This is a genomic window from Streptococcus sp. HMSC072D07, from assembly GCF_001814835.1.
Lineage (GTDB): Bacteria > Bacillota > Bacilli > Lactobacillales > Streptococcaceae > Streptococcus.
Map to the genome: position 1 here is coordinate 15,759 of NZ_KV818034.1, position 13,604 is coordinate 29,362.

At 39.0% G+C, this 13,604-nt stretch carries 19 protein-coding genes and 1 pseudogene; 17 read left to right on the forward strand and 3 right to left on the reverse strand.

Annotated elements, in window-relative coordinates:
* Positions 1–118: 118 nt before the first annotated feature.
* The 10 genes from HMPREF2991_RS00390 (at position 119) to HMPREF2991_RS00435 (ending at position 7,085) form a co-directional block, all read left to right on the forward strand.
* On the forward strand, positions 119–2,206 hold the full coding sequence (locus tag HMPREF2991_RS00390) for an SSURE domain-containing protein (protein WP_070683212.1): 2,088 nt from the start codon (positions 119–121) through the stop codon (positions 2,204–2,206).
* Between the two features lie 80 nt (positions 2,207–2,286).
* Positions 2,287–2,985 (forward strand): response regulator transcription factor, encoded by a 699-nt coding sequence (locus HMPREF2991_RS00395; protein ID WP_033583600.1) that lies wholly within the window; start codon positions 2,287–2,289, stop codon positions 2,983–2,985.
* The gene (locus tag HMPREF2991_RS00400) at positions 2,982–4,016 is read left to right on the forward strand and encodes a sensor histidine kinase (protein ID WP_000769387.1); all 1,035 of its coding nucleotides are present in this window, start codon (positions 2,982–2,984) and stop codon (positions 4,014–4,016) included. Before HMPREF2991_RS00395 ends, HMPREF2991_RS00400 begins: the two co-directional genes overlap by 4 nt.
* Before the next feature lie 201 nt (positions 4,017–4,217).
* Positions 4,218–4,829: a 30S ribosomal protein S4 gene (gene rpsD / locus HMPREF2991_RS00405; protein ID WP_000092756.1), complete on the forward strand. Its 612-nt coding sequence runs from the start codon at positions 4,218–4,220 to the stop codon at positions 4,827–4,829.
* Between the two features lie 610 nt (positions 4,830–5,439).
* Complete coding sequence (locus HMPREF2991_RS00410) at positions 5,440–5,622, forward strand: hypothetical protein (RefSeq protein WP_000780387.1); 183 nt, start codon at positions 5,440–5,442, stop codon at positions 5,620–5,622.
* Between the two features lie 75 nt (positions 5,623–5,697).
* Positions 5,698–5,913 (forward strand): hypothetical protein, encoded by a 216-nt coding sequence (locus tag HMPREF2991_RS00415; RefSeq protein WP_000043341.1) that lies wholly within the window; start codon positions 5,698–5,700, stop codon positions 5,911–5,913.
* A 72-nt stretch (positions 5,914–5,985) separates the two neighbouring features.
* On the forward strand, positions 5,986–6,213 hold the full coding sequence (locus HMPREF2991_RS00420; protein WP_009013763.1) for a hypothetical protein: 228 nt from the start codon (positions 5,986–5,988) through the stop codon (positions 6,211–6,213).
* Between the two features lie 113 nt (positions 6,214–6,326).
* On the forward strand, positions 6,327–6,614 hold the full coding sequence (locus tag HMPREF2991_RS00425) for a hypothetical protein (RefSeq protein WP_000542381.1): 288 nt from the start codon (positions 6,327–6,329) through the stop codon (positions 6,612–6,614).
* Positions 6,615–6,806, forward strand: coding sequence for a hypothetical protein (locus HMPREF2991_RS00430; RefSeq protein ID WP_000177340.1), 192 nt, complete (start codon positions 6,615–6,617; stop codon positions 6,804–6,806).
* 66 nt (positions 6,807–6,872) lie between these two features.
* Positions 6,873–7,085, forward strand: a complete 213-nt coding sequence (locus tag HMPREF2991_RS00435; RefSeq protein WP_000710706.1) for a hypothetical protein — start codon at positions 6,873–6,875, stop codon at positions 7,083–7,085.
* Between the two features lie 286 nt (positions 7,086–7,371).
* Here HMPREF2991_RS00435 and HMPREF2991_RS11355 read toward each other — a convergent pair whose 3' ends face one another.
* Positions 7,372–7,557 (reverse strand): hypothetical protein, encoded by a 186-nt coding sequence (locus tag HMPREF2991_RS11355; RefSeq protein WP_009013804.1) that lies wholly within the window; start codon positions 7,555–7,557, stop codon positions 7,372–7,374.
* 28 nt (positions 7,558–7,585) lie between these two features.
* On the opposite strand from HMPREF2991_RS11355, the gene HMPREF2991_RS00440 reads away from it, so the two are divergent.
* The 6 genes and pseudogenes from HMPREF2991_RS00440 (at position 7,586) to HMPREF2991_RS00460 (ending at position 10,900) form a co-directional block, all read left to right on the forward strand.
* Entirely contained in the window at positions 7,586–8,200 is a 615-nt protein-coding gene (locus tag HMPREF2991_RS00440) for a CadD family cadmium resistance transporter (protein ID WP_000250556.1), read from the forward strand.
* Positions 8,201–8,211: 11 nt separating this feature from the next.
* Positions 8,212–8,550, forward strand: a complete 339-nt coding sequence (gene cadX, locus HMPREF2991_RS00445) for a Cd(II)/Zn(II)-sensing metalloregulatory transcriptional regulator CadX (protein WP_000711083.1) — start codon at positions 8,212–8,214, stop codon at positions 8,548–8,550.
* Positions 8,551–8,948: 398 nt separating this feature from the next.
* Positions 8,949–9,194: pseudogene (locus HMPREF2991_RS10515) on the forward strand (TMEM175 family protein); the annotation flags it as partial.
* Positions 9,176–9,517, forward strand: coding sequence for a hypothetical protein (locus tag HMPREF2991_RS00450; RefSeq protein ID WP_000397556.1), 342 nt, complete (start codon positions 9,176–9,178; stop codon positions 9,515–9,517). The pseudogene HMPREF2991_RS10515 and the gene HMPREF2991_RS00450, both read left to right, overlap by 19 nt.
* 13 nt (positions 9,518–9,530) lie before the next feature.
* Positions 9,531–9,854 carry a potassium channel family protein gene (locus tag HMPREF2991_RS00455; RefSeq protein WP_001253404.1) on the forward strand — a complete coding sequence of 108 codons (324 nt, stop codon included), beginning with the start codon at positions 9,531–9,533 and terminating at the stop codon, positions 9,852–9,854.
* Positions 9,851–10,900 carry a DUF389 domain-containing protein gene (locus HMPREF2991_RS00460; protein ID WP_000126416.1) on the forward strand — a complete coding sequence of 350 codons (1,050 nt, stop codon included), beginning with the start codon at positions 9,851–9,853 and terminating at the stop codon, positions 10,898–10,900. The genes HMPREF2991_RS00455 and HMPREF2991_RS00460 overlap by 4 nt, the downstream gene beginning before the upstream one ends.
* 448 nt (positions 10,901–11,348) lie before the next feature.
* On the opposite strand, the gene rpmG is transcribed toward HMPREF2991_RS00460, so the two are convergent.
* Both rpmG and rpmF read right to left on the reverse strand, forming a co-directional pair.
* Entirely contained in the window at positions 11,349–11,498 is a 150-nt protein-coding gene (rpmG, locus tag HMPREF2991_RS00465) for a 50S ribosomal protein L33 (RefSeq protein ID WP_001265622.1), read from the reverse strand.
* Between the two features lie 15 nt (positions 11,499–11,513).
* Positions 11,514–11,696, reverse strand: coding sequence for a 50S ribosomal protein L32 (gene rpmF, locus HMPREF2991_RS00470; RefSeq protein WP_000290417.1), 183 nt, complete (start codon positions 11,694–11,696; stop codon positions 11,514–11,516).
* Positions 11,697–11,916: 220 nt separating this feature from the next.
* Between rpmF and ilvD the strand changes: the two genes are divergently transcribed.
* Positions 11,917–13,604, forward strand: a 1,688-nt coding sequence (gene ilvD / locus HMPREF2991_RS00475; RefSeq protein ID WP_070683214.1) for a dihydroxy-acid dehydratase, incomplete at its 3' end; no start/stop codon positions are given.

A 13,604-nucleotide genomic window follows, 5' to 3' on the forward strand; every position in this document is an offset into this window, starting at 1 on the left:
TCAATATAAGTATTTTATAAGAGGGATTTAAGAAAAATTTTAACTTTTTCTTAATCCTTTTTAATTTTAGGAGATTATACTAGAGTCATCAAAAAAAGAAAACTCTAAGGAGAATCCTATGAAATTCAATCCAAATCAGAGATATACTCGTTGGTCTATTCGCCGTCTCAGTGTCGGTGTTGCTTCGGTTGTTGTGGCTAGTGGCTTCTTTGTCCTAGTTGGTCAACCAAGTTCTGCACGTGCTGATGTCGTCAATCCGACTCCTGCCCAAGTCGTGCCAGACGCTGCTTCGGTGAGTGAAAAGAGCGATTTACCAGCAGAGGTTCTCAAAAAAGCAGTTGATGTAGCTCTTCCTTCAGAACAGTCTGTTCCAACACCTAAAGCAAGTGTGGATACGACAAGCTCTTCAGAAAAAGCGGACGCAACTGCTAAAGAGCCTGCAGTAGCGCCAAAAGAAGAAGTGCAAGCACAACCTGACTCTAAGAAACAAACAGAAGATGCAGTTAAACCTGCGGAAAGTCCTGCGTCTACAGTTTCTGGACAAGACCGTGAAGCTAGTGAAGCGCAACCAGCGACCACCCCAGCTGAAGTGCAAAAAGGTGTGGCTGACAACACCAAAGACACAGTAGATGTCCCAGCTACTTACTTGGACAAGGCTAACTTCCCTGGTCCCTTCACAGCTGGTGTCAATCAAGTCATTCCATACGAATTCTTCGCTGGTGATGGCATGTTAACTCGTCTTATCTTGAAAGCATCTGATAAGGCTCCATGGTCAGACAACGGAACAGCTAAAAATCCCGCCCTTCCACCAGTAGAGAAATTGGGCAAAGGCCTTTACTTCTACGAAGTAGACTTGGCTGGAACCCAAGGCAAATCTGACAAAGAGTTGCTTGATCTTTTAAAACAAAATGGAACTCAAAGCTATAAAGCTACTATCAAGGTGTACGGTGCGAAAGACGGCAAGCCTGACTTAACTAACCTCGTAGCGACTAAAGATTTGACTGTTAATTTGAATGGTTCGACCACTCCAGCCGAAGTACAAAAAGGTGTGGCCGACAACACCAAAGATACAGTAGATGTCCCAGCTTCTTATTTGGATAGAGCTAATTTCCCAGGTCCATTTACAGCTGGTGTCAACCAAGTTATTCCATACGAAGCCTTTGGTGGAGATGGTATGTTGACTCGCCTTATCTTGAAAGCCTCTGATAAGGCTCCATGGTCAGACAACGGAACAGCTAAAAATCCCGCCCTTCCACCAGTAGAGAAATTGGGCAAAGGCCTTTACTTCTACGAAGTGGATTTAGCAGGCACCCAAGGAAAATCAGATAAAGAGCTTCTTGACCTCTTGAAACAAAACGGTACACAAAGCTATAAAGCTACCATCAAGGTGTATGGTGCGAAAGATGGCAAGCCTGACTTAACTAACCTCGTAGCGACTAAAGATTTGACTGTTAATTTGAATGGCTTGACCACACCAAATCAGGTCAAAGAGTCTGTTGTTAACAATGTCAAAGACATGATTGATGTTCCGGCTAGCTACCTTGAAAAAGCAAATGTTCCAGGTCCATTCTTGGCAGGTGTTAACCAAGTTATTCCATACGAAGCTTTTGGTGGAGATGGTATGTTGACTCGCCTCTTGTTAAAAGCCTCAGACAAAGCCCCATGGTCCGACAACGGAACAGCTAAAAATCCTGCTCTATTGCCACTTGAAGGCTTGGCTAAAGGTCAATATTTCTACGAAGTGGATTTGAATGGCAATACGGTTGGCAAAGATGGTCAGGCCTTGCTGGATCAACTTCGAGCTAACGGAACCCATACATACCTAGCTACTGTTAAAGTCTATGGATCTAAAGATGGCAAACCTGATTTGACCAATCTGATTGCTACTCGTCAAGTAACGATTCAACTTCGTGGAAAAGAAATGGCGACAATACCATCTCAACAAGGTCAGATGAATACGAAGCCTTCTGAAACAGGCTCTACAGGTACGACTGAGGGTGTGATGGGTACAAATAACCATATGTCAGATATGAAAGTAGATCAACTAGCTTCTAGCCCAATGGCTAATATGATGAAAAAAGATGATAAAGCGATGCTACCAAATACTGGGGAAGCTAAAACGGCTACAGCAGGCCTTGGTATCTTTGGTCTAGCCTTGGCAGGTCTTGTTGGACTTTTGGGTTTGACAACCAAACGAGAAGATTAAGATTCAAATCATTTAAACATTAGAGAAAATAGTGTTATACTAAAGCAAGTATAACACTGTTTTTATCGAAGGAGTGTCAGATGAAAAAGACAATTTTGCTGGTTGATGATGAAATAGATATTCTAGATATTCAACACCGCTATCTTATACAGGCGGGTTACGACGTTTTGGTCGCCCATGATGGCAAGGAGGGATTAGAGCTTTTCAGAAAAAAATCTATCGACCTCATTATCACAGATATCATGATGCCCAATATGGACGGGTATGATTTTATCAGTGAAGTTCAGTATATCGCTCCGGATCAACCCTTCCTCTTTACAACTGCTAAGACAAGCGAACAGGATAAGATTTATGGATTAAGTTTGGGGGCAGATGATTTTATAGTCAAACCCTTTAGCCCACGCGAATTGGTTTTAAGAGTGAATAATATCTTGCGTCGCCTTAGCCGTGGAGGAGAGACAGAACAGATCGAGTTTGGTGACTTAGTGATCAACCATGTGACTCATGAGGTTCGCATTGGGGAGCAACCTTTGGAATTGACAGTAAAATCCTTTGAACTTCTATGGATATTAGCCAGCAATCCCGAGAGAGTCTTTTCAAAGACGGAACTTTATGAGAAGGTATGGCAAGAGGACTATGTGGATGATACCAATACACTCAATGTTCATATCCATGCTTTGAGGCAAGAGTTGACCAAGTATACGAATTCAAATGCTCCTGCTATCAAAACTGTCTGGGGTTTGGGTTATAAGATGGAAAGACCAAGAGGTAGAACATGAAATTAAAAAACTATATTTTAGTGGGGTATCTAGTGTCGACTCTACTAACGATTTTGGTCGTTTTCTGGGCAGTCCAACGGATGTTGATCGAGAAAAGTGAAGTTTACTTTCTCGTTGGAATGACCTTGATTGCTAGTTTCATTGGCGCTGCAGTGAGCATCTTTCTTTTGTCGCCAGTGTTCTCTTCTCTGAAACATTTGAAAAAACAAGCTCAGGATATAGCAAGCAAGGATTTCAGCACAGAAATTGAAACCAAGGGACCATTAGAATTTCAAGAGCTGGGCCAGGCTTTTAATGACATGTCCCACAATTTGCAAGCCACCTTTCAATCACTTGATGAGAGCGAGCAAGAAAAGAGAATGATGATTGCGCAGCTCTCTCACGATATTAAAACTCCCATTACCTCCATTCAGGTTACTGTGGAGGGAATTCTAGATGGAGTGATTAAGGAAGAGGAGCGACTCCACTACTTAGCCACGATTGGTCGGCAAACCGAGCGTCTAAACAAGCTAGTGGAGGAATTGGATGTTCTGACTCTTAACACCCAACCTCAAGATACTGCTGATGAAGAAGTCGAAGAGGTCTTTTTAGATCAGCTGTTGATTGAGTCAATGAGTGAATTTCAACTCCAGATTGAACAAGAGGAGCGGGATGTTTACATTCAAGTATCACCTGAGTCGGCGAAAATCAAGAGCCATTCTGACAAACTTTCTCGCATTCTGGTCAATTTGTTAAACAATGCCTTTAAATATTCAGAACCAGGAACCAGAATCGAGGTTCTTGCCCAATTAACAGAACAAGAGCTGAGAATCAGTGTGAAAGACGAGGGTCAGGGAATCCTTCCTGAGGATTTGGAAAAGATCTTTAAACGACTTTATCGTGTAGAAACTTCGCGCAATATGAAGACAGGTGGACATGGATTAGGACTTGCGATTGCACGCGAACTAGCCCATCAGCTTGGTGGCGAAATCACAGCAGAAAGTCAATATGGCTTAGGAAGCAAATTTACATTCAGCCTCAATTTGAAATAAAGCTGTAAAATCCCTTTACATATCTAGCTTTTCATGGTATAATAGCCTTTGTGTGAAATAGCAGCAGGAAAGCATGAAGCTCGTCAACAGGTGTCTTATGACAAGTAACCTTGGCTGTTTAGGCGAAGGGCATCTGCACGAATCAGGGCTTTCTAAGTGACTATTTCCGCCAAATATTATTTATATCAGGAGGACATACATATGTCACGTTATACAGGACCATCTTGGAAACAAGCTCGTCGCCTTGGCCTTTCACTTACAGGTACAGGTAAAGAATTGGCACGTCGTAACTACGTACCAGGACAACACGGACCAAACAACCGTTCTAAATTGTCAGAATACGGTTTGCAATTGGCTGAAAAACAAAAACTTCGTTTCACTTACGGTGTAGGTGAAAAACAATTCCGTAACTTGTTCGTACAAGCTACAAAAATCAAAGGCGGAATCCTAGGTTTCAACTTCATGCTTCTTTTGGAACGTCGTTTGGATAACGTTGTTTACCGTCTTGGTCTTGCGACTACTCGTCGTCAAGCTCGTCAATTCGTAAACCACGGTCACATCCTTGTTGACGGAAAACGCGTTGATATCCCATCATACCGTGTAACTCCAGGTCAAGTAATCTCAGTTCGTGAAAAATCATTGAAAGTTCCAGCAATCCTTGAAGCAGTAGAAGCTACTCTTGGACGTCCAGCATTCGTATCATTCGATGCTGAAAAATTGGAAGGTTCATTGACTCGCTTGCCAGAACGCGACGAAATCAACCCAGAAATCAACGAAGCACTTGTCGTTGAATTCTACAACAAGATGCTTTAATTTTAAGAAATATCTTACAGAAAGCCTACAACAGTGGGCTTTTTGCTTTGTCTTAAACCGTTGACTTCTGGGTTTGGGCAGTTATAAACTTTTTAGTGCAGTTTCATAGAACGAAACTGCTTTTTTGGCGTTCATTTTTGAGAGGTAAAAAGAAGCGTGACCCTCCCACAGCTATAGAGCTTTTAGGCGGGAAAACCACACTTCTTTCTTGAATTAATTTTACATCATTTTGACTTAAAAAACAAATAGAGGCGTCCCACCTCCTACCGCAGAAAGATCTGTTTCAAGGGGAGATGGAAAACCTCTATTCGTTAATTTAATTATAGCCTAAAAAACTTTTAAATACAAGGCTATTGAGATAGTAAGGGGGAAAAAAGAAGTAACCATCATTCCGACCACATAGTAGACAGGGGGGAACAAGATTACTTCCTTTATTTACTTAAGTATACAACATTTTTACAAGAAAGCAAAGTAGCAGGTTAGTCTAATGGGGTGCTTGTTGTACTTTAGCAAGTAAGGTGTGCTATAATGCTTTTAACAGGAACTAAAAGCCATTAGTAAATAACTAATATTGGGTCATATTGTTCCGATGTTAGAGAGAAGGAACTTAATGAAATTATGGGAATATGTTGATAAAAATGTTCGCCTTATTTTAGAAGATGGGACCTCCATCAAGGGTAGGGTGGTTGATTGGTTTGACGGTTATGATTTAGATGGTCCTGACGAAATAGTTATAGGTGATCGCTCATATCCTGAAGATATTATCAAGAAAATCAAAATTATTAGTGCTTAGTTCAACCTAGGCGATTTTATCGACTAACTATAAAAAGTATAAGAACTATCGAAAAAATAGCAGAGAGGAAAATAAATGAGTAAACAGCTTTGGAAGTATCTTCGATCAAGGGTTCAGATAGTCACTAATTGCGATAAGATAATCAAGGGACGTGTCATAGACTTTGTTGACGAAATGGACAATGATGAGCAAGATGAAATCACTATTCTCATTGCTAATCCTAGTCCAGATGAAGCTACTGAAATTTCTCTCTTTGAGAGTGAGATTGTCTCGATTAAAACAATCTCATAGGACTTAGAACAATCTAGGTGCTTTTACCTGCCTTATTTGAAAGAAAACACTATGGAAAAGGATTTAGTTTATATGGCAATATTAGATGATTTACAAGAGTTATATGACAATGGTTGGGATGCCTCTTTTGATTATAATGGTCAAGTATGTGGGATTTTTCCTAATTCTGTTCATGATATTGTAGTGGTGATTGGAGATAAGGAATACCAGGTATCATCATTCATTGATCTGATTTCTCTAAAAATTGACGATAACACTTTAGTAGAAATTATGGATGGAATTGAAGTGCAGTATTATTAAAATAAAAATCATCTTTGATGAATGAACTGCACCCCAAAAATTAGATTTTGTCTGTTAAATTTTTGGAACGTAGCTCAATATGCTACAACGTTCTTATTAGGAGGGGAAGGGTAATGGGTTATAGTCAACAAGTATTAGACATGCTCCAGCAAACAGTCAGTGGTCAGATTGATAATTTTTGGGATTTTTCCTTTACGTTTAACGCTCTTTTTGGAGAAGATGCGGAATTTTCCGAGGCTTGGGATAATGAAAACTCTGAAATGTTTGACGCTCTCAATGACTTTGAGTTGATGATATTTTTAGAGGAACATGATCCAAGCGACAAACAAGGTTTTATCGATTTCTTAACACCTTACTACGAAAAAGCAAAGCAATTAGCCAATATTGAAAGGAATATTTAAATGACACTCTGGAAATTTAACCGTACAGATGTAATTATCACGTTAAAAAATGGCGCGGTAGTTAGAGGATTTGTAGAAGACTATTGTGACGCCTCTGACAATGACGAGGAGATTGACTCCTTGCTGGTAGATGTTGATGGAACTCTTTATGAATATTTTGAAGATGAAATCGTCAGCATCATAGAAAGCTAGTAGTGGGAATAGAATCTAAGGAAAAAATCTTGTTTGTTGAGATTGTTTTAGTTGGGATGGTCCTATATGAAAAAGGATGAAATTAAAAAATATTTAGACAAAGATCTTGAATTTAATTATAATAGCCGAGGTGCTTGCTTTTTATCGAGTATATGTGTAGTTGGTTATGATTATGAAGGTCAGCAGTTTGATACAATTGATGAAGCTATGGAAGCTAAAGTATTTGACGGGAAAAGCTTAGTAGATATATGGGATGAAGTTTTTCCACAAGTTTTTTAAAATGAAAAGCACCTTTGATGAACTGCACCCCAAAAGTTAGATTTTTTCTGTCTAACTTTTGGGGTGCAGTTCAAATGTATGAGATATTTTTAGTTTTGATTTAATTTCGATATTTTTCCGGAAAATACTTATTTTTCGGAAAGTCAAGATTTTGTTATTATTTATGATATACTGGTACCGTAATTATATCCTTACAGAGGTTAAGTAAGGGTTTCAGTACACGTCAATAGATGTCAAAATATTGATTTTAAGCGATTTTTGATTTTTGGAAACTCATTATATCGCACTACAAATCAATAAAAACTCTACCTTTTACTCTACCTTTTTTAGATAAATATATCATCTGGATATTGAAGTTAAGCCCTGCTATCATTTCGATGGCAGGGCTTTTTAATGTTTGGGACACTACCTTCTTATCTATATTTTGATGGAGCTGAAGTTGACATCTACAAAGTTTAATGTTAAAATACATTCAAAAATATATTTGAATGAGGTGCTTTATGGTTCAAAATGTTGTTACTTCAATAATCCTGTATTCTGGGACAGCCGTAGACTTACTTATTATCCTAATGTTATTTTTTGCCAAAAGAAAAAGCAGAAAAGACATCATTAACATCTATTTAGGACAATTTCTAGGCTCTGTTAGTCTAATATTGCTAAGTTTACTTTTTGCATTTGTCTTAAATTATATTCCTAGTAAAGAGATTTTAGGTTTGCTCGGTTTGATTCCAATTTTCCTAGGACTCAAAGTTTTGCTTTTAGGAGATTCTGATGGAGAAGCTATTGCAAAAGATGGTTTGCGCAAAGATAATAAAAACCTGATTTTTCTAGTCGCTATGATTACTTTTGCAAGTTGTGGTGCTGACAATATTGGTGTTTTTGTCCCATATTTTATTACCTTAAATTTAGCGAATTTGATAGTGGCTTTACTTACCTTTCTAGTCATGATTTATCTCTTGGTTTTTTCTGCCCAAAAATTGGCACAAGTCCCTTCTGTTGGAGAAACTTTGGAAAAATATAGCAGATGGTTTATTGCCGTTGTTTATTTAGGACTGGGGATGTATATCCTGATTGAAAACAACAGCTTTAACATGCTAAGGACTGTGTTCGGCTAGGAGAAAAAATTATGAAAAAAGATAGTATCTGCCAAGTGAATATTATAAATCAGCAAAATGTTACAACCGCAACGAACTACCTTGAAAAGGAAAAAGTCCAAAAATCACTTCGTATTTTATCAAAGTTTACCGATAATAAACAGATAAATATCATCTTTTATCTCCTTGCTGTTGAAGAACTCTGTGTCTGTGATATAGCCTGTTTACTAAATCTCAGTATGGCATCTGCCTCCCACCATCTTCGTAAACTAGCCAATCAAAACATCTTGGATACTAGAAGAGAGGGGAAAATTATATATTATTTTATAAAAGATGAGGAAATCAAAGACTTTTTTAATCAACTAGGATAACAACTATTTTTACTACTTTATCATGATTATATATAGGACTTATCTATGAAATTTTTTGATAAAAATTACTCACATGAAAGACTACTCGTAGCAAATCTTTAAGAAAAAAGTATAATTTAAAGCAAAGCGACCTAGGTAATGCAGGTCAAGTTAGCCAAGTTTAAAAGGGAGAAATCTGAAAGAAAATGTATCTTTGATAGTAGTCATTTATTGTGAAATATGATATATTTATTGATTAGATGGATGAATATTTCTAAAGTTAAATAAAATATGACAGATACATGCTTTTTAGTGTATCTTGTTTGTACTCAAAATATGAAGTGACTATCCAATATTTAAGATTAATAAATATTATACGATGAGATAGAATACTACAAAATGAAAGGCAACGTAATCTGATGAAGAAAGATAGATTAATTGCATTGACAGATGCTGTTCTAGCAATTATTATGACCATTTTGATTTTAGAGTTAGAAAAACCAACGACACCAAGTCTTCAAGCTTTTTGGGATTTACGGCAAAATTTCTTTGCTTATTTTCTTTCCTTTTTCTGGTTGGGATCGTTATGGATGGCACTAAACACATTATGGGAAAAGGTTGAGAAAATTTCCTCAGAAATTATTTGGTGGAATTTGTTTCTACTCTTGGAGCGGCAGGAGTTCTCTTTGGAGAATTTCATGCCATCCAAGATACCAGTCTGAATGATGTGGTGGACCGGATCTATATAAATGTCAAGGATTTACCGTTTCAGTCCTTGGGAGCTTTAGCTAATATCCTGTCTGATGTTAAGAAGGGACTGATTCAAGACAGTCATATCTGGTCTTTCTTCCAGTCATTTTTCAAACAATATCAGTTGATAATCAGCTTAAATCAGATCTATCAGTTTGTCTATCTTTCTCTGATGGAGATCATGTCCTATCTTCACTTTGATTATTGGAAAAAACGGCTCGGTCAGGAGCTAGTATGAATAAGGAGAACAAATGAGACGTTTAAAAATGTTATGGCATATTATACAGGTTACGGGTTTTACTCGGTTTGCTCTGAGTTTTGTGACCTTTGTTTTTGGGTCAGGAGGCGTGCTTTTCCTAGTTGAACCTGCTATCACAAATTACGGAGACGGTCTTTGGTATGCTTTTGTGACTTCGACGACTGTCGGCTACGGGGATCTCCTAGCTGTGACCTTGATTGGAAGGATTACCAGTGTCTTCTTGACGATTTATGGGCTCATATTTTTTGGCTGTTTATCAGCTGTTATTATTAATTATTATACCGATTTAAATAAGGAAAGAGGAGAGGACAAATGACTGCCAATTATTCAACACGGGAATACCGTGAGAAATTATACGATGACCTTCATGTTCGATTGAGAGATACAGCGATTTTGATGTGTGCAATTTTTATTGCCTCTATCGGTCTAAATATGAATTCAACAGCTGTTATTATTGGAGCCATGTTAATTTCACCTCTCATGACACCGATTGTTGGACTGGGATTCGGTTTAGCTATTTTTGATACGCGTTTAATCAAGCAATCTCTAGAGGTTTTATTGACTCAAGTGTTGGTCAGTTTGCTTGTCTCGACTCTGTATTTCTGGATTTCTCCCTTGTCTTATGCAAGTAGCGAGTTGATCGCACGAACCTCTCCAACCATTTGGGATGTTCTCATTGCTATTGCTGGTGGGATTGCTGGTGTGATCGGTTCAAGGAAAAAAGAAGCAAACAATATCGTGCCAGGAGTAGCCATTGCTACAGCTTTGATGCCGCCTATCTGTACTGCTGGCTATGGTTTAGCTAATGGGAATGTACGATTTTTATTGGGGGCTCTCTATCTTTTCTTGATCAACTGTGTCTTTATCATGCTAGCCAACATTGTTGGAACAAGAATTTTGATGAGAAAATCTCCTTTAACTTCATTTAAAGAGCTGAGCATTAAAATGAGAATTGGCTTGATTTCTTTGATTGTATTGTTGATTCTTCCAGCTAGCTATTCGGCAGTTACTCTGACAATAGAACAAGCGCGCAAAGAAGGGATCAAACAGTTTGTAGGAAAAGAGTTCGCCAATTATACGGTTATTAATCAAGTCTACAAGTCAAGTAACAATGAATTGGTCTTGACGGTTGTTGGAGATCCGATTTCAGAAGAAGAATTAGAAACACTCCACCAAAAACAAGCCTCTTACGGTATTCAATCTGTTCAATTGAAAGTGAATCAAGTTCAGAACTCGCCAACATTAGATAGTGAAGCGACCAAGGAATTTTATGAAAACATTGACAAGTATATTGATCAAAAACTCTCTGAAAAAGATTCACAAAACGATCTCGTAAAAGAAAATGAAGCAGACAAGGATTGAGGACAATGAACTGAATCGGTTTTTACGCCGTGTTTTTCTTGTATCTTCCTCTTTCTTACTTATAGCAGGTTGTTTTTGCTTGAATAAGAAATAAATTAGAAGTTCTATCATCTAAGAAAAATGATGAAAAAAATCATTTAACTAATGGTGTGAACGTTTAGTGTTTATCAGCTCCATTCTCTGTAATTTTGGGGGTAAAATCCACACCATTTAGATAAAATTAGTTGAATTTGATTGGAAAAACGCTTTTATAAAAGCGGAGAAAAGTCTTGATATTACGCTGTTTTTAGTCCAACTGAAATTCATACTTTCCAAACCAGGTCTTAAGAAAAAAGGTAGAGAAAAAGGTAGAGTTTGGATTGAAATACAGTGCAATATATCGCATTTGGCAAAAAGAAAAAACGCTTTAAATCAGCGTTTTTCTTATGTATTGATTCGTATTGAACCCCTACTTAACTTCTGTAAACACTACGTGCTTGCGAAGTTTTGGTGAGTATTTCTTCAATTGAAGACGGTCTGGAGTGTTACGTTTGTTTTTAGAAGTAAGGTACAAGCGTTCACCAGATTCTTTGTGTTCAAGTGTGATATTTACGCGCATGGTATCTCCCTTCTATTATTCAGCTGATGCAGCTTTAGCGATTTTACGTCCTTTGTAGTATCCTTTAAGTGATACGCGGTGAGAACGTGAGTAATCTCCAGTAGTTTCGTCAAAGTTTACAGATGGAGCTGTTACTTTGTAGTGTGTACGACGTTTGTTTTTCTTCGCTTTTGAGGTGCGACGTGCAGGTACTGCCATTTTCTTTTCTCCTTTAGGTATTTAAATTCGATTCAATCTAGTGATTTTCATCAACCATACTAGGATAACACATTTTTTTTGTAAAGTAAAGTTACTTGACAAAAAAAGATAAAAAAATTAGAAGCTAGTAATCGAAATTTTCTGAAAATTCAAGAATTTTATTCTGTTCTTCATGCGGAAATTGTGCTATAATGGTAAAAACTGAAATGGGAGGGAACAAATGACAGAATTAGATACACGTCACCGCAGTAGCGTTTATGACAGTATGGTGAAATCACCAAACCGTGCCATGCTTCGTGCCACTGGAATGACAGATAAGGACTTTGAAACACCGATTGTGGGAGTGATTTCAACTTGGGCGGAAAATACACCATGTAACATTCACTTGCATGATTTTGGGAAATTGGCTAAAGAAGGTGTCAAATCTGCGGGCGCTTGGCCTGTTCAGTTTGGAACCATTACCGTAGCAGACGGGATCGCCATGGGAACGCCTGGTATGCGTTTCTCTCTAACATCTCGTGACATCATCGCGGACTCTATTGAGGCTGCGATGGGTGGTCACAACGTGGATGCCTTTGTCGCTATCGGTGGCTGTGACAAGAACATGCCTGGTTCTATGATTGCCATTGCCAATATGGATATTCCAGCTATTTTCGCCTATGGTGGTACTATTGCACCGGGAAATCTTGATGGCAAAGACATTGACTTGGTTTCTGTCTTTGAGGGTATCGGAAAATGGAACCATGGTGACATGACAGCTGAGGACGTGAAACGTCTCGAATGTAATGCCTGCCCTGGCCCTGGTGGCTGTGGTGGTATGTATACAGCTAATACCATGGCAACTGCTATCGAAGTTCTCGGTATGAGTTTGCCAGGATCTTCATCTCATCCAGCTGAATCAGCTGACAAGAAAGAAGATATCGAAGCAGCAGGACGTGCTGTTGTCAAGATGCTGGAGCTTGGTCTCAAACCATCAGATATCTTGACTCGTGAAGCTTTTGAAGATGCCATCACTGTAACTATGGCTCTCGGTGGTTCTACAAATGCCACTCTTCACTTGCTTGCCATTGCCCATGCGGCTAATGTTGACTTGTCACTTGAGGACTTCAATACGATCCAAGAGCGCGTGCCTCACTTGGCTGACTTGAAACCATCTGGTCAGTATGTCTTTCAAGACCTCTACGAAGTCGGTGGTGTCCCTGCGGTTATGAAATACCTCTTGGCAAATGGTTTCCTTCATGGCGACCGCATCACATGTACTGGTAAGACAGTCGCTGAAAACTTGGCTGACTTTGCAGACCTTACACCAGGCCAAAAAGTCATTATGCCACTTGAAAATCCAAAACGTGCAGACGGTCCGCTTATCATCTTGAATGGGAACCTTGCCCCTGATGGTGCGGTTGCTAAAGTATCAGGTGTGAAAGTGCGTCGCCACGTTGGACCAGCTAAGGTCTTTGACTCAGAAGAAGATGCTATCCAGGCTGTTCTGACAGATGAAATCGTTGATGGCGATGTAGTTGTTGTCCGTTTCGTTGGGCCTAAGGGTGGTCCTGGTATGCCTGAGATGCTATCCCTTTCATCCATGATCGTTGGTAAAGGTCAAGGAGACAAGGTTGCCCTCTTGACGGATGGACGCTTCTCTGGTGGTACTTATGGTCTGGTTGTCGGACATATCGCTCCTGAAGCTCAGGATGGTGGACCGATTGCTTACCTCCGTACAGGTGATATCGTTACGGTTGACCAAGATACCAAAGAAATTTCCATGGCCGTATCAGAAGAAGAACTTGAAAAACGCAAGGCAGAAACAACATTGCCACCTCTTTACAGCCGTGGTGTTCTCGGTAAATATGCCCATATCGTATCATCTGCTTCACGCGGAGCCGTGACAGACTTCTGGAATATGGACAA